Source organism: Saccharothrix sp. NPDC042600, from assembly GCF_040647305.1.
GTDB lineage: Bacteria > Actinomycetota > Actinomycetes > Mycobacteriales > Pseudonocardiaceae > Actinosynnema > Actinosynnema mutabilis.
Genome location: NZ_JBEZBW010000001.1, coordinates 30,007 through 45,315, shown reverse-complemented (window position 1 = coordinate 45,315; position 15,309 = coordinate 30,007). Strand labels below are relative to the sequence as shown.

The following is a 15,309-nucleotide window of genomic DNA, read 5'->3' as shown; positions in this document are numbered from 1 at the left end:
CCCCCGGTAGTGCCGGCCTCAGGCCAGGTCGATCCGGACCGGGACCGCCGCGGCGAGCGTGTGGCCGACCGGCGAGCTGCGGACGACCCGCTCGTGCAGCGCTTCCAGGTCCGCGCGCGGGGCGGGCGAGGTGATGCGGACCTTCGCCGTGATCGAGTCGAACCCCGCGTGCCCCTCGGCCAACCCGAGGAAGACCCGCAGGTCGATGTCGCCCTTGAGGTCCACGGTCAGGTCGGTGAGCGGGATGCCGGACACCGTGGCGTTGGCCGCGTACCCGACCGCCAGGCAGTTGCCCAGCGCGGACAGCAGCTGCTCGACCGGGTTGGCGGCGGTGTCCCCGCCACCCAGCGCGACCGGCTCGTCGGACGGCGTGGGCGCGAAACCCCGCACCTTCGCCTCCGACCGGAACCCGCCGCGCCAGGTCACGTGGGCCGCCCACGTCGTGCGCGCGTTGGCCTCGTCCGCGCGGACGGCCTCCACCAGACCGCCCACCGCCTCGACGTCCACGTCGTTGAGCCGCACGTCCACCGTCATCGAAAACACTCCCTCACTCACCGTGGTCAGTGCACGCAGTCTGGGGGCCGCCACCGAGGACCGGCCAGGGTGAACCACCCTGTGGGAGCCGGTGAACGTCGGGAATAGCCGGGCGGGTCCACGATGCGGACAGTGACCGTCTCACGGCGCGGACCCGGGGTGACCTTTGTGGTCCCCCGGCGGCCCACCAGCGTTGACGCTGGTCGGGGCGGTCCGTAGCGGCCAGGCCTGGCCTGGCTGGCGGGTAGCGGCCGGTCGGTGATTTCACGGGTAACACGGGCTGGTCGGTACCTGTCCCCACCTGGCCGTGATGGCCGAGTGGGGACAGGTACCCAAGTTGGCAGTGCCCCCGGTGGGCTCACGCGGCCGTCCTGGTAGTGCCCGCGTAGGTCGCGGGATCACCGGCCCTGGACACGGCTACTTGGGGCAAGTGGGCAACTGGGTCACGGACTGTCGCAGCGGGGTCACTGTCGTACCCGTGTGCCACGCTGGCGCGCGGGAGAGGGGGCGGCGTGTCCTCGATCGGGGAAGTGGCTCAGAGCGTGTCCCAGGCGTGCGACAAGGCGTCGCAGTGCCGGGACGCGTTGGGACAGGCCCAGGACTTGGCTGAAGAGGCGCACGACCTGTTGGCGGCCCACCTGCGCGGGGCCATCGAACTGGAGTCGGACACCGAACAGATGCTGGCCAACTTCCACGAAGTGATCAACGGGGTGAAAGACCTGTGGAAGGTCCTCGGGGCGGGTATGGACCGAGCACAGGCCGCCCTGACCGCATTGACCGGACAGACGGCACCGGCACCCGATCCGATCGCTCAGCGGCCCGCACAACCGCTGCAACAGCCATCCCCGGTCCGCCAGGCCCCAGCCGGCCAGCCGCCCGTAGTCCCGCCGGACCGGGTCGAGGGCCTACGTCATGAACTTCCCCCGCCGATAACGCCGGGGGAACGCGGCCGGAAAACGCATGGTCGCTGGATCACACCCGACGGCGACGCGGAACCGATCGTCAGTGGCAAAGACGACGATTCCGACGCCGCCGACGCCATGTTGAGGAACATGGGAATGCGTGCGGCGTCGGCCAAGACGGCAGACGTGGAAATCAAGCTGGCAGCGCGCATGGTGCGCGAAGGTGTCCAGCACGCCACCGTCGTGATCAACAACACGCCGTGCGTGGGCCGGTTCGGCTGTGACACGCTCGTGCCGATCCTGCTTCCACCGGGGTCTACGCTCACCGTGCACGGCGTGAACGCCCAAGGTGAGCGGTTCCGCAAGCGATACACAGGAGGGGCCCGCCCGTGGTGGCGCTAGAAGCGTGGTTCGACAGGGACGCGACCGAACCGACCATCGTGGACACCCCCGCCGAGCTGGACGCTGTGTTGGACACCGTCGCCGGGTGGCCGGGGCCCAACACCGTTCAACTCCTGATCGCGGACGATCCCGGCCGCGCCATTCTGGATGTGGGATTGGATGCCGAATACGGGCGCGGAGTCCTCTACTACTCCGGCCCCGACGCGCCCGACGGCGTCACCAGCAAAGGGCCGGACGTGGCCGACCCGCTGCCCATCTACTACTTCACCGGTTCGGACACCGAATACCCGGCGGATGCGGAACTCCCGTTGGACGTGGTTCGACGGGCCGCGCACGAGTACATGACCAGTGGGGGCGCGAGGCCAACCGGTATCGAGTGGCAACCGCGTTGATCGTTGCTCACGGCCGGGCCACCGTAGGCCCCCGGGCCCGGCCGGTACGCCACCGGGTTGACGTACGCGCGTGACCGGTACGTCAACGGGTCAGCCCGGCGAATACGGATCCCTGGATGACGAAAGCGGCCGGGGTTGGGATCACTCCCTCCCCGGCCGCTACCCCGCCCAGCGAGCCGCTAGGCGGTCGTGGCGCTACTGGTATCGGGGCAGCGCGCGCAGACACGCCACGTGAAGTACGTCTTGGACCACGATGTCCGTCTAGTCCGATCCCGTGGTGACCATCGGGATGGGAGCCGCGCGGCGCGGGCCTGCCCCGGCAAGGGTCTGCGCCGCGTCCAACTCGACCGGGTCCGTCAGGGTCCTGTTGTCCTCGTAGGTCACCGTGTCCGGGACAGTGTCGCTGCCCACCGGATCGGCGTCCCACACGTTGCCCCGGTAGACCACGTTCTCCAGAGGCGGGTTGACGTGCAGGACGGCGGTGTTGTCGGCGCGGCGGACCACGTTGTCCGTCACCGTCACCCAGGACGCGCCGTAGTCGGTGTAGAGCGCGAAGTTGTACGGGGTGCGCGTGTCGGTGACGACGTTGCCGCGCACCTGCGCCCCGTCGTCGTGCGAGCTGCCCTGCGGACCGGAGAGGTAGATGCCGCCGCCGTCGGCCAGCACACCCATCGACCGCGTCACGTGGTTGTGCAGGATGCGCGTTCCCCGCGCCGGGCCGGCCACGATGCCGCAGTGCGGCACGTCGTCCACCAGGTTGTGCGCCACCGTGCACCCCTCCGTGCCCAGCAACGAGATGCCGGGCGACCCCGAGTGGTCCAGGCCGACGCGGCGGACGACGTTGTCCTCCACCACCGCCCCGCGCGTGCCGGTCAGGGTGAGCGCGCCGGCGGCGAGAGTGTCGAAGCCGCACCCGCGCACCCGCACGTCCGCGCCGCCGGTGACGCCGAGCGCCGTCGCGCCCAGGCGGGTGAAACGGCAGTCCTCGAACCCGACGGACGAGGAATCGACCACGGTCACGCACGCCGGCACGGTCTCCGGCTCCCCCGCCACCGTCAGCCACGACTGGCCTTCCACCACCACGACCGTGTCGATCCGCCCGCCGTCGTGGTAGCCGCTGCCGTGGTAGTGCAGGAAACCCCGGTCGCTCACGGGACGCAGCCACGTGGTGTCGGCGAAGACCAGGCCGCGGAAGGACAGTCCCGACGCGCCGGTCACGCTCACCAGCGTCTCCAGCTCCGGGGCGACCACCCGCGTGGTGGCCGGGTCCTCGCCGGGACGGGGCAGGTAGTGCAGGACGTGGTGGCCGGGACGGGACCGGTCCAGGGCGAACGTCCCCGGCTCGCACAGGAACGACGGGTCGTTCTCCACCCGCGTGGGCAGGCCCGGCCCGCGGGAGGTGTGACCGTCCCAGGTCGAGTTGTAGAGCTCCCGCGCCCAGCCGAACGCGGGCTGCTTCATCCTGATCACCCCGTCCTCGACCGACTCGACCGCGCACCGCGCCTCGGTCCACGGGTAGACGCCCCGGTGGACGAACTCGACGCCCGCCCGCCACTCCAACACCACGTTCGTGACGTAACCCTCGCTGTTTTCACTCACATCGCCGGGGATGCCGTCGATCCCGGCCCGCTCGACCCGGCGGCCGTCCACGGTGAGGTGCCGGGTGTCCAGCGCGCCGACGTCCGCCACCCACACCCCACCGGAACCCTGCCGCCACCTGGTGATCTCCCGTCCGCCACCGACCACCACCTCCTCCTGCGCGGAAGTGCCGAACCCGTATGCCTGATAAGTGCCGGAGTCGTCCTCGGTGAACGCCCACGGCCCGGCGTAAGTCCCCGCTCTCAAGTGGACCACCACCTCGCCCGCCACCTCCCGGGCCGCCCGCCGCGCCCAATCCACGGTCGCGAAGGGGTGCTCCTCGGTGCCGGCGGCGGAGTCATCGCCCGTCGGGGAGACGTACAGCTCACGTGTGTATGCCATAAACGCGTTTATACTATAAACAGGGAGGTGCTGGGTGACGCGGGACAACGAGCGGGTCGAACTGCTGTGGCGGGACCAGGACGCGCGGCCGGGGCTGAGCCGGGACCGGGTGATCGCCGCCGCCGTGGCGGTCGCCGACGCCGAAGGACTGGCCGGCCTGTCCATGCGCAAGGTCGCCGAACACCTCGGCTTCACGACCATGTCGCTGTACCGGCACGTGCCCGGCCGCGACCACCTGGTCGACCTCATGCGTGACGCCGTGCTGGGCGACCCCGCCCCCGACGACCCCGAAGCCCCGTGGCGGCAACGCCTGGAGACCTGCGTGCGCCACGGGTGGGAACTGCGCCGACGCCACCCGTGGCTGGCCGAGGAACACAGCACCCGCCACGTCCCCGGCCCCAACGCCCTGGCGCACTACGAACACCTGCTCGCCATCCTGGCCGGCACCGCCCTGCCCCCGGCGGAAGTCGTCGCGACCGCAGGCCTGCTCGGCCGCTTCCTGGACGCCGAGGCCCTCGCCCTGGTCGAGGCCGCCCGCGCGGAACGCGACACCGGCATCAGCGACGAACAGTTCTGGGCCGCCCGCGACGGCCTGTGGGCCAGGATGAGCGACTACCCCACGCTCACCGCGCTGTGGGAGTCCGGCGGCTTCGACCAGCCCGACCCGTTCGAGTTCGGCCTCGCCCGCCTGCTCGACGCCATCGAACTCCGCGTCCAACGCGCGCAAAGCCGTGACGAAACCTGCGCGGTCTGCGGCACCCCCATCACCCAACCGGCATCCGGCCGCCCCCGCGCCTACTGCTCCCGCAGCTGCCAACAACGCGCCTACCGCAACCGAACCCGTTAGCGGCAGCGCCCGCCGTCACGACCCCACGAGACCGGCCTCGTGGGCGAGGACCGCGGCCTGCACCCGGTTGTCCAGCCCGAGGCGGGACAGGATCGCGCTGAGGTGGCCCTTGACGGTCCCCTCGACCAGGTCGAGGCGCTTGGCGATCTGCGCGTTGGACATGCCGGCGCCCACCAGGGTGAGCACATCGCGCTCCCGCGGGGTGAGGGCGTCCACCTTCGCGCGGGCGGCGGCGGCACGGCCCAGCCCGGTGCCGCGGAGCCGGGAGATCACCCGAGCGGCCACCTTGGGGGCCAGGTAGGCGCCCCCGGTGGCGACGGCGTGCACACCGGCGATCAACTCGCGCGGGTCGCCCGACTTGAGCAGGAACCCTTGCGCGCCACCGTCGAGCGCCCGGGACACATAGGCGTCGTCGCCGAACGTCGTCAACATCGCCACCGCCGTGGCCGGTGCCGCGCGGGTGATCTCCGCGCACGCCGCGAGCCCGTCCATCACCGGCATCCGGATGTCCAGCAAAGCCACATCCGGGCGGTGCGCCAACACCAGGTCCACGGCCGCCCGGCCGTCGGCGGCCTCCGCCACCACCTCGATGTCCGGGTCGAAGCCGAGGATGGACCGCACCCCGGCACGGATCATGGCCTCGTCGTCGGCCAACAGCAGCCGGATCACCGTTCTCCCCCGTGTGGCAGCGTGGCCACGATCTCGAACACCTCGCCGCGACGACCGGCGCGCAGCGTGCCACCGACCGCGCGGACACCGTCGCGCAGCCCCGCCAGCCCGCGACGACTGCCCGTGCCGGGCCCGCCGGCCGCCACCGTGTTGGTCACGGTCACCACCGTCCTGCCCTCCGCGGTCACCCGCCGAACCCGCACGGTCGCGCCGGGAGCGTGCTTCATGGCGTTGGTCAACGCCTCCTGGACGATCCGCACGACGGTCCGCTCGACCACCGGCGGCGCGGTCTCGCCGTCGGTCTCCAGGGTCACCGCGAGACCGGCCGCCGCCGCCCGCGAGACCAGCTCGTCGACCGAGCCGTCCGCGGGCCGCAGCGGCGCGGGTTCGCCGTCGCGCAGCACCCCGATGATCTCCGCCAGCCGATCGGTCGCCGCGGCGGCCCCGGAGCGCAACTCCGCGACCGCCCGCCGATGCGGTTCGGCGAGGTCCGCGGCCATCTCCAGCGCCCCGGCGCGCAACGCGAGCAGGCTCAGCTCGTGCCCGAGGGTGTCGTGCATGTCGTGCGCGATCCGGTTGCGTTCACGCAGCCGCGCGACCTCGGTCTGCTGGCGGATCGAGCGGCCGACGCCCCAGGGCAGGACGACGGCCACGAGCAGCACGAACGGCCCCGCGCCCCACTCCCGGCCGGCCGGCGCGGCGACCCCGGCGCCCACCACCGCCCCGACCGCGAAGACCAACAGCGGGATCGCCGGCCGCACCACGACCCGCCCGGCCAGGACGCTGACCACGCCCACCGCCGCGGCGAGCGCGACGCTCCAGGGCGGGACCGAGTCGTCCATGGCGAGCGCGGCCAGTTGGCTCGCGCCCGCGCACACCACGAGCGAACCCGGCGGGAACACGGCGAGCAGGGCCAAGGCCGCCACCGGCGCGAGCAGCGCGACCGCCACCACCCACCCCGGCAGGTCGGTCGCGCCCAGCGCGACGGCCACCAGCAGCAACGCGAACAGGACCAACGCCCACCGCGGGGCAGGCGGCCAGGCCGGCCGCCTGCCCTCGGAGCACATCACGATCACTGACCCTACCTCGCCGTGAGCTGCGGTGACGGCACGCTCGGGCCCGGCCGGACCGCGCCCCGCAACCACACCAACGCCACACCCCTGGCAACGCCCACACCCAGGTTCAGCACGGCCGCCACCACCACCCACGCCACCAACGCGGGCGAGTAGTGCGCGAGCTGGACGTGGCTGATGTCCCGCCCGCCGGCGACCAGCGTGGTGACCGCCGGCAGCGCCACCAGGATGCCCAGCGGCACCAGCCGCGGTGCCAACCGCAGCGCGAGCCGCCACCACGGACGGTCGCCGAAGCGCCGCGCCCACCGGCCGACGCGCCGCAGGTTGCGCACGCCGAGCGCGAGGCTGACCAGCGTCAGGCCGGCCAGCACGAGGTCGACGATCAACCGCGTTCCGCCGCCCAAGTCCGGCGTGCCGCCGGTGACCAAAGTGGCCAGACCGTCCTCCAGCGCGGTCGTGCCCTCATGGGTCAAGGCGACACCGGTGTTGACCAGCACGGCGATCCCGTGGCCGGAGGGCAGCAGCACCTGACCGGCGGTGTAGGTGAACCAGATGCCGCCGTGCCGCACCCGGCCGTCGTCCTCGGTGTCCCAGCCCATGGCGTAGGTCGAGTCCCCCTCGGCCCGACGCATCGTGGCCATGCCCTGCTCGGACAGCACCCGCTCGCCGGAGACCGCCCTGCCCCCGCTGTTGTGCACGGCCAACCACTTCGCCATGTCCTCCGCCGTGCTGACCAGGCCGTCCGAGCCGGCGACGAACCGCTCCGGCTCCGCGGTGGGCACGCTCGCCCCGTAGGCGTAGACGTGTCCCTTCGCCACCGCGTCCGGGAGGTCGCGCGGCGTCAGGGCGACGTGGCTCGTCGCCCGCATGCCGATCGGGTCGAGCACGTGCCGCCGCAGGTGGTCGGCGAACGGTTCGCCCGACACGACCTCGACCAGCCGCGCGGCCAGGTGGTAGTTGGTGTTGGTGTAGGCGTACTTCGTGCCGGGCTCGGTGGCCAAGGTCGCCTGGCCGGCGCGCACCACGGCTTCGGCGAGCGAGCCTGGTTGCGGCAGGCTCTTCTCCGCCAGTGTGCCGTCGGTGATCCCGGACGTCTGGTTGAGCAGTTGCCGCACGGTGATCTTCTCCCCGCGCGGGTCGTCCACCCGGAAGTCCGGCAGGTACCTCCGCACCGGCGCGTCCAACTCGACGCGACCCGCCTCCACCAGCCGCATCACGGCGAGCGCGGTGAACGACTTGCTGACCGACGCCACCGGCATCGGCGTCGCCGCGGTCACCGGCGCGCCGGACGAGTCCTTGCCGTACCCGGCCACGTGCAGCACCTGATCACCCTTGGTGATGGCGACGGCCACGCCCGGGTACGCGGCCTTCCGCGCGAACTCCACGACGAACCGGTCGATCGCCGCCGTGTCCAACCGCTCCCGCGCGAGCGCCGGGCCGCCGGGCACAGCACCCAACACCAGCCCCACGACCACCACGAACAGTCCCCGCCACCACGTTCCGCGCTGCCACACGGCGCTCTCCGTTCCCGTCGATGTCAACGACGCAGAACGCTAGAAACCCGGCGGCCTCGCGACCCGACCCGAACGGCAGGGCGGACCCCCGACTTTCGTCAGGGGTGGACCGGTCGGCCGGTCAGCGGCGGGACTTCGCCTGGTCGAGGTAGCGGTAGACCGACGGCTCCGAGATGCCCAGCACCTCCGCGACCAGCGGCACGGAACCCTTGATCAGGAACGCGCCCTTGCGGTCGAGGAAGTCCACCGCGCGCAGCCGTTCCTCCTTGCCCAGCTCCCGCGGCGGCTTCCCGAACCCGGCCACCGTGTTGCGCACCAGGACCCTGAGCACGTCGAGCACCTCGGCGTCGCCGAGACGCGGTTCCGCCGCCGGCCGGTCCCCGACTTCCGCCATGGCGAGGAAGCCGTCCAGCTTGTGCCGCAACGCGCCGAGTCCGCTGACGTCGTAGTTGATGCACAGGGCGACCGCGGGCGCGCCGGACTCGTCGCGCAGCAGGCAGGTGGTGGACTTGAGCACCCGGCCGTCGGGCAGCGGGGTCGGGTAGTTCGCCAGCACGTCGCCGCCTTCGATGTTGGGCAGCACGGTGCGGATCAGGTCGCGGATCGGGAACCCGAGCTCCCGCTTGCTGATGTGCCCGTTCACCAGGTGCACCAGGGATTCCGTCGGCTTGCTCAGGTCGTGGACCGCCACCTCGCAGTCGCTGCCGAACATCGCGCCGATGCCGTCGGCGACCGTCATCGCCGTGCGGATCAAGTGGCTGTCGCTCATCCCACCCCGATTTGAGAGCTGGTTATCATCGTTGATAACTTTCTATCATCACCACCTGGGGGACGCCAATGACGATGGTCAGAGCAGCATCGGACACCACCACAGCGGACGCGGTCGTGGTCGGAGTCGTCCACACCGCCGCAGGGCCCGTGCTCGCGCCCGGCGCGACAGAGGTGCTGGGCGACGACGTCACCGCCGCCCTGCGCGTGCTCGGTGCCACCGGCAGCGTCGGCGAGGTGGTCAAGCTCGTCGGCCGGGACGGCGGCCTGGTGCTCGCGGTCGGCCTGGGCGCGGAACCGGTGGACGCCGAGAAGCTGCGCCAAGCGGCCGGCGAGGCGGCGCGTGCCCTGTCCGGCGTCGAGCGGGCCGTCGTGGCGTTGCCCGCGCCCGACCCCGAGGCCGTGGAGGCGATCGCGACCGGGCACCTGCTCGGCGGCTACACCTTCGCCCGCTACCGCACCGACACCGCCGCGCCACCGGCCCAAGCCGTCGTGCCGACACCGCACCACGCGGCCGTCCACCGGGCCACCGTGCTCGCCGAGGAGGTCAACCGGGCCCGGGACCTGATCAACATCCCGGCCAACGAACTGACCCCGGACGCCTTCGCCGCCACCGTCGCCGCGGTGGGCCGGGAACACGGGCTCACCGTCGAGGTGCTGGACGAGAACGCGTTGGCGGAACAGGGTTTCGGCGGCATCCTCGCGATCGGACGCGGTTCGGCCTCGCCGCCCAGGCTGGTCCGCATCGCGCACGCCCACCGCGCGGCGCGCACCACGTTGGCCCTGGTGGGCAAGGGGATCACCTACGACTCGGGCGGCATCTCGCTCAAGCCCGTGGGCGCCAACGAGATCATGAAGCGGGACATGTCCGGCGCGGCGGCCGTGTTCGCCGCGACCGTCGCCGCCGCCCGCCTGGACCTGCCGATCGGGGTGACGACGTGGCTCGCGCTGGCCGAGAACATGCCGTCCGGATCGGCCGTCCGGCCCGGTGACGTGCTGCGCATGTACGGCGGCAAGACCGTCGAGGTGGTCAACACCGACGCCGAGGGGCGGATCGTGCTGGCCGACGCGATCGTCCGCGCCGGCGAGGAGCGGCCGGACGCCTTGGTGGACGTGGCCACCCTCACCGCGGCGATGCGGATCGCCCTGGGCAACCACACCTACGGCGTGATGTCCAACGACGACGACTTCCGCGCGAAGGTCCTGGCCGCCAGCGAACGCGCCGGCGAGTCCGCGTGGCCGATGCCGCTGCCGCCGGTGCTGCGGCGAGGGCTGGACTCCACGATCGCCGACCTGGCCAACACCGGCGAGCGGATGGGCGGCGGGCTGGCGGCCGGGCTGTTCCTGCGCGAGTTCGTGCCGCCCGGCACGCCGTGGGCGCACCTGGACATCGCCGGCCCGGCGTTCAACGAGGGCGCCCCGCACGGCTACACCCCGCGCGGCGGAACGGGCGCGGCCGTGCGCGCCCTGGTCAACCTCGCCGAGGACCTGGCATGACGCACCTGGACCGGGTCGAGATTACCGCCGCGCCGCCACCCAGGCGCGGCAGGCGTTGGCCAACCTGCTCGCCGTGGTCCGAGGCGCAGGCGCGGAGGCCGGGTCCGTGGCGAAGGTGACCCTCTACCTGACCGCCATCGACGACTGGGACACGGTGGCGTGGCGCGTGCGCTTCGGGGAGATGCCGTGAGGACCCTGTACCAAGTGGACTCCTTCACCCGCACACCGTTCACCGGCAACCCCGCCGGGGTAGTGCTCGACGCGGAAGGCATGACGGAACACGACATGCAGGCCGTGGCGCGGGAGCTGAACAACTCCGAAACCGCCTTCGTCCTACCCGCCGACGGCGACGACCACGACGTGCGCGTGCGCTTCTTCACCCCGACAACGGAAGTCCCCACCTGCGGCCACGCCACCGTCGCCGCGCACTACGCCCGCACGGTGGAGTACGGCCTACCGGCGGGCTCGCTGGTCCAAAAGACCGGAACCGGCCTGCTGCAACGCATCGACGTGTCCCACGAGGACGGCATCCACATCGCCATGCGCCAGGGGGAACCCGAGTTCGGCCCGGAACTGACCGGCGCACAAGCCGACCGGCTGGTCCGGGCCCTGGGCGTACACACACGCGACCTCCCCGGCAGTCCCATCCAGATCGTGTCCACCGGCCACTCCAAAGTGTTGGTAGAACTGAAAAGCCGCCACACCGTAGACGCTCTAGCGCCCGACATGGCAGCCCTGACCAACCTGAGCAGAGCTGTGGGCAGCAACGGCTTCATGATCTTCACCCGCGACACCGGCCACCCGGACCTGCTGACGTGGTCCCGCATGTTCGCGCCGGCCATCGGCATCACCGAAGACCCCGTCACCGGCAACGGCCACGGCCCCTTGGGTGCCTACCTGGCCCACCACGACCTCGCCCCACTGACCGGCGGCGCACTGGAGTTCACCGGCAGACAGGGCGTGGCCATGGGACGACCGGGCGACGTACGCGTCCGGGTCGTCTCGGCCGGTGGCTTGGAAGTGACCATCTCGGGCGAGGCGGTCATCGCGTTCCGCGGCGAACTCGCGGAACGACCGGTGGAATGAGCATTCGGGCGCGCGGCCGTGACGCCGGACTCGGGCTCAGCGGTATGCGGGCACCGGGTCAACGGCTTCGCGGGACACCAGGGTAAATCGCGTTCCGCCGAGGGTCGTCTCAATGGGGCCGTCGAGTTCCAGTGCGAGCGGGTCACCGGTTGTCCGGTAGGTCCGGGACAACGTCGTGTCGAGCGTTTGCCGGTCCTGCACCTCATGCCGCGTCTGACCATCGACCGTCGACCACGTGCCGGACAACTGCGCCACCAGCCTCACCTCCACCACCCCGGGCGCGGCCTGCCGCCACCGGAAGCGTTCGACGGTGAAGGCCGTGCTCCAACTGCACCAGTACGTCCAGCCCGTGCCGTCGGCGCGGAACACGAGCTCGGAGTACTCGGGATCGTGCGGGTACAGGTCACGATCGGTCCAGTGACCTATCAGGGACTCGTCCAGCACAGGCGTGATCGTGCCACAGCCGCAAGCCCCGCAGTCGGTTACCACTACGCCCTGCTGCCGTGCGGGGTGGAGTGGTAGCGGCGGACGGACGCGCGGTTCTGTTCGCCGCGCTGCCGGACGCGGGCGTGGCGGCGGTACCGCGAGCACGCGGGGATCCGTTCGTATCGCCCGGAACGACGTGTTCGCCAAGGCGCTCGGCAACTCGACCGGCTCCCTGATCCTGCTCTTTCCGATGTCGGTCCGGTGTGCCGGATGTCCCGGTCAGGTCGATCCGCTGGTGGTCGTGGGGTTGTCGAGGTCGTCCAGTTGCCGTTGGACGCGGTCGGCGTCGGCGTCGCGGCCTTGGTCCCGGTACAGCTCCAGCGCTTCCCGCCACACCGCGCGGGCCTGCTCGTGGTGTCCGAGCGCGGCGTGGGGGTGGCCGACGCCGTTGAGGGAGTCCGCGATCTCAACGGTGTGGCCAAGGGCGCGGAACAGGTTGAGGGCCTGGTGGTAGTGATCGAGGGCCTGCCTGTGGGAGCCGGTGCGGTGGGCGATGAAGCCCAGGCTGTCGAGGGTCGCCGCCTCGCCTGCGGGGTGGTGGTGGCGTCGGTGCAGGGTGAGGGCGGCGTGGCAGTGGTCGCGGGCCGTGTCGAAGTCGCCCAGGCGCGCGGCGTACCAGCCCACCGCGTTGAGCGCGAGGGCTTCCGGCACCGGCTGGTCGAGACTGCGGTAGAGGTCGAGGGCGTGCCGGCTGTGCTCCAGGGTCCGCCGGACGTTCCCCCGTCGTTCCCAGGCGACCGCGAGCGTTCGGTGGGTGAGCGCCTGTTCGGCGGGGTCGTGGTGGCGCACGGCCAGGTCGAGGGCCCGCTCCAGGTGTCCGGTGGCCTGCTCGTGCAAGCCCAGCCGCGCACAGGCGTGGCCGAGGTGTCGGTGGGTGCGGCTGCGGGTGGCGGGGTCGGGCAGGTGGGCGGCGGCGTCCAGGGCCGTCCGCCACGCGGCGAGCGCGTCGCGCCGGTGCCCCCGCTGGTGGTGGAAGGTGTCCAGGGTCCAGGCGAGGTGCCAAACCACGTGGTGGCGGCCGAGTGCGGCGGCGGTGCGTTGGGTGGCCAGCAGGGTGGCGTGCTCGGCCTCCAGCCATGCCATCGCCGTCGCGGCGTCGGGCAGCGGAAGCGGGCGAACGCCGGGCGTGCACGGGTCGGGTGGCACAAGCGTGCCGTGGGGGTCCACGAGGCGGTCGGCGGCGTGGGCGGTGTGCAGGTGAAAGTCCACCACCCGCGTCAGCGCCGTCTCGCGGACGTCGTCAGGCAGGGCGTGGGCGGTGGTGGTGGCGTAGGCGCGGACCAGGTCGTGCATCCCGTACCGGCCGCCCGGTCGCCGCTCCACCAGCGACGCCTCCTCCAACGCCGACAACGCCTTGCGGGCGTTCGCCGGAGACAGGCCGGTGAGGGCGACGACGGCGGGCAGGGTGGTGTCCGGGCCGGGGGCGATACCGAGCAGCGCGAACACGGTGCGCTGCTGTTCGGTGAGCCGGTGCAGGGACCAGGACAGCACGGCGGGCAGGCCGGCGGCGGGATCGTCGTGGTCGAACGCCTCCAGCCCGAGTGCGCGGAGTTCGGCGGTGATCTCGGTCAGCGGCAGGGCGGGGCGGATGGCGGCGGTGCGGGCGGTGATCGCCAGGGCCAGGGGGTAGGCCCCGCACAGCGTCACCAGTTCGTCGACGGCGTCGGGTTCGGCGGTGGCGCGGTCGGCGGGCAGGCGCGTGGTCAGCAGGGCGCGGGCCTCGTCGCGGTCCAGGACGTCCAGGGTCAGGTGGCGGGCGCCGTGCCGGTCGATCAGCGCGGCCAGCTTGCGGCGGCTGGTGACCAGGACGGTGCAGGTTGGTGTGCCGGGTAGCAGGGGGATGACCTGGTCGCTGGTGGCGGCGTTGTCCAGCACGATGAGCATCCGCTTGCCCGCGACCAGGCTGCGGTAGAGCGCGGCTTGGGCGTCGAGGTCGGTGGGGATGCGGCCGGGTTCGACACCGAGGGCGTCGAGGAATCCGCGCACGGCCACCGCCGGGTCCGTCGGGTCGCCGGTGGGGCTGAAGCCACGCAGGTCGACGAACATCTGCCCGTCGGGGAACCGGTCGGTGTGGCGGTGTGCCCAGTGCAGTGCCAGCCAGGTCTTGCCGATGCCGCCCGCGCCGGCGAGGGCGGAGATGGTCACCGTGGCGCCCTGGTTCGAGGCGTGCAGCGCGGTGTCGAGCCGGTCGAGTTCGTCGCGGCGGCCGGTGAACGGCGCCGGCGGGGCGGGCAACTGGCGGGGCGTCGCCGCCGGAGGGGGTGTGTCGCGGGTCGGGAGGGTCAGGGCGGGGTCGGCGGTCAGGACGCGCTGGTGCAGTTCCCGCAGTGCCGGGCCGGGGTCGGTGCCCAGTTGTTCGGCCAGTCGTTGCCGGGTGTGGTGGTAGTGCTCCAAGGCCTCGGAGGCCCGGCCGCCGCGGTACAGCGCCAGCATCAACAATTCCGCGGGCCGCTCGCGCAGCGGGTGCTCGGCCACCAGCGCGGTCAACTCCGGCACCGCCTCGGCGTGCCGCCCGGACTCGACCTCGGCGGTCAGGCACTCCTCCAGCACCGCCAACCGTTCCTCGGCCAGCGCCTGCCGGGCCGGCACCAGGCCGGGGGCGTCGGCGCCGGCCAACGGTTCACCCCGCCACAGCGCCAACGCCCGCCGAAGACCCGCGGCCCGCCCGACGGCCGGGTCCTCGGCGCGGGCGGCGGCGACCAGCGAACGGAACCGGTGCAGGTCCACCCGCTGCGGATCCACCTCCAGGGCGTACCCGGGCGCCTTGAGCACCAGCCTGGCCCCGGGATCGACCGCCACCAGTTTCCGCAGCTCCGAAACGCACTGCTGCACCACGTTGCGTGCCGTGCGCGGCGCGGAGCCCGCCTCCCACAGCGCGTCGACCAGCCGGTCCAGCGACACCACCCGACCGGCTTCGAGCACCAGCAGCGCCAGCACGCACCGCTGCCGCCCGCTGGCGATGGTGTGCTCCCGCCCCTCGTGCCAGGTCACAACCGGACCCAACACCCCGAACTCCACCCGTCCCTCCGGCACCGCGTCCCCCGCCGACCCGTGTCCGCCTCCCAAGCCCCCGCCCGAGCCTGCCGTCGGCCCAGCCCGCGGCGGCCGGACAACCCGCCGGTAACCCCCATCCGGCCCACACCCCGCCACACCGCCGGC

At 72.4% G+C, this 15,309-nt stretch carries 13 protein-coding genes; 5 read left to right on the top strand and 8 right to left on the bottom strand.

What is annotated here, in order from left to right; genetic code table 11:
• Positions 1-18: 18 nt before the first annotated feature.
• The gene (locus AB0A74_RS00180; protein WP_358246671.1) at positions 19-534 is read right to left on the bottom strand and encodes an OsmC family protein; all 516 of its coding nucleotides are present in this window, start codon (positions 532-534) and stop codon (positions 19-21) included.
• A gap of 512 nt (positions 535-1,046) precedes the next feature.
• Between AB0A74_RS00180 and AB0A74_RS00175 the strand changes: the two genes are divergently transcribed.
• Both AB0A74_RS00175 and AB0A74_RS00170 read left to right on the top strand, forming a co-directional pair.
• Positions 1,047-1,838: a DddA-like double-stranded DNA deaminase toxin gene (locus tag AB0A74_RS00175; RefSeq protein ID WP_358246670.1), complete on the top strand. Its 792-nt coding sequence runs from the start codon at positions 1,047-1,049 to the stop codon at positions 1,836-1,838.
• The gene (locus AB0A74_RS00170; RefSeq protein WP_358246669.1) at positions 1,829-2,230 is read left to right on the top strand and encodes an Imm1 family immunity protein; all 402 of its coding nucleotides are present in this window, start codon (positions 1,829-1,831) and stop codon (positions 2,228-2,230) included. Before AB0A74_RS00175 ends, AB0A74_RS00170 begins: the two co-directional genes overlap by 10 nt.
• Positions 2,231-2,491: 261 nt before the next feature.
• On the opposite strand, the gene AB0A74_RS00165 is transcribed toward AB0A74_RS00170, so the two are convergent.
• Complete coding sequence (locus AB0A74_RS00165) at positions 2,492-4,210, bottom strand: right-handed parallel beta-helix repeat-containing protein (protein WP_358246668.1); 1,719 nt, start codon at positions 4,208-4,210, stop codon at positions 2,492-2,494.
• 34 nt (positions 4,211-4,244) lie between these two features.
• Here AB0A74_RS00165 and AB0A74_RS00160 point away from each other — a divergent pair, with 34 nt between their 5' ends.
• Positions 4,245-5,057, top strand: a complete 813-nt coding sequence (locus AB0A74_RS00160) for a TetR/AcrR family transcriptional regulator C-terminal domain-containing protein (protein WP_358246667.1) — start codon at positions 4,245-4,247, stop codon at positions 5,055-5,057.
• 15 nt (positions 5,058-5,072) lie between these two features.
• On the opposite strand, the gene AB0A74_RS00155 is transcribed toward AB0A74_RS00160, so the two are convergent.
• From AB0A74_RS00155 to AB0A74_RS00140, 4 genes are all read right to left on the bottom strand, one after another.
• Complete coding sequence (locus AB0A74_RS00155; RefSeq protein WP_358246666.1) at positions 5,073-5,726, bottom strand: response regulator transcription factor; 654 nt, start codon at positions 5,724-5,726, stop codon at positions 5,073-5,075.
• Positions 5,723-6,793, bottom strand: a complete 1,071-nt coding sequence (locus AB0A74_RS00150) for a histidine kinase (protein WP_358247012.1) — start codon at positions 6,791-6,793, stop codon at positions 5,723-5,725. The genes AB0A74_RS00155 and AB0A74_RS00150 overlap by 4 nt, the downstream gene beginning before the upstream one ends.
• Positions 6,794-6,807: 14 nt before the next feature.
• Positions 6,808-8,313 (bottom strand): serine hydrolase domain-containing protein, encoded by a 1,506-nt coding sequence (locus AB0A74_RS00145; protein WP_358246665.1) that lies wholly within the window; start codon positions 8,311-8,313, stop codon positions 6,808-6,810.
• 121 nt (positions 8,314-8,434) lie between these two features.
• On the bottom strand, positions 8,435-9,082 hold the full coding sequence (locus tag AB0A74_RS00140) for a PAS domain-containing protein (RefSeq protein ID WP_358246664.1): 648 nt from the start codon (positions 9,080-9,082) through the stop codon (positions 8,435-8,437).
• A gap of 68 nt (positions 9,083-9,150) precedes the next feature.
• On the opposite strand from AB0A74_RS00140, the gene AB0A74_RS00135 reads away from it, so the two are divergent.
• Complete coding sequence (locus AB0A74_RS00135) at positions 9,151-10,578, top strand: leucyl aminopeptidase (RefSeq protein WP_358246663.1); 1,428 nt, start codon at positions 9,151-9,153, stop codon at positions 10,576-10,578.
• A gap of 204 nt (positions 10,579-10,782) precedes the next feature.
• Positions 10,783-11,664 carry a PhzF family phenazine biosynthesis isomerase gene (locus AB0A74_RS00130; RefSeq protein WP_358246661.1) on the top strand — a complete coding sequence of 294 codons (882 nt, stop codon included), beginning with the start codon at positions 10,783-10,785 and terminating at the stop codon, positions 11,662-11,664.
• A gap of 36 nt (positions 11,665-11,700) precedes the next feature.
• Here the strand turns inward: AB0A74_RS00130 and AB0A74_RS00125 are convergent, their stop codons facing one another.
• A complete protein-coding gene (locus tag AB0A74_RS00125) occupies positions 11,701-12,108 on the bottom strand; it encodes a hypothetical protein (RefSeq protein ID WP_358246660.1) in 408 nt (135 codons plus the stop codon).
• Between the two features lie 261 nt (positions 12,109-12,369).
• Positions 12,370-15,156, bottom strand: a complete 2,787-nt coding sequence (locus AB0A74_RS00120) for a BTAD domain-containing putative transcriptional regulator (protein ID WP_358246659.1) — start codon at positions 15,154-15,156, stop codon at positions 12,370-12,372.
• Between the last annotated feature and the right edge of the window lie 153 nt (positions 15,157-15,309).

Bases quoted from the DNA above. Each gene is read 5' to 3' on its own strand.
- AB0A74_RS00140 (WP_358246664.1), bottom strand. From the start codon at position 9,082: ATGAGCGACAGCCACTTGATCCGCACGGCGATGACGGTCGCCGACGGC.
- AB0A74_RS00150 (WP_358247012.1), bottom strand. From the start codon at position 6,793: ATGTGCTCCGAGGGCAGGCGGCCGGCCTGGCCGCCTGCCCCGCGGTGG.
- AB0A74_RS00165 (WP_358246668.1), bottom strand. From the start codon at position 4,210: ATGGCATACACACGTGAGCTGTACGTCTCCCCGACGGGCGATGACTCC.
- AB0A74_RS00180 (WP_358246671.1), bottom strand. From the start codon at position 534: ATGACGGTGGACGTGCGGCTCAACGACGTGGACGTCGAGGCGGTGGGC.
- AB0A74_RS00135 (WP_358246663.1), top strand. From the start codon at position 9,151: ATGACGATGGTCAGAGCAGCATCGGACACCACCACAGCGGACGCGGTC.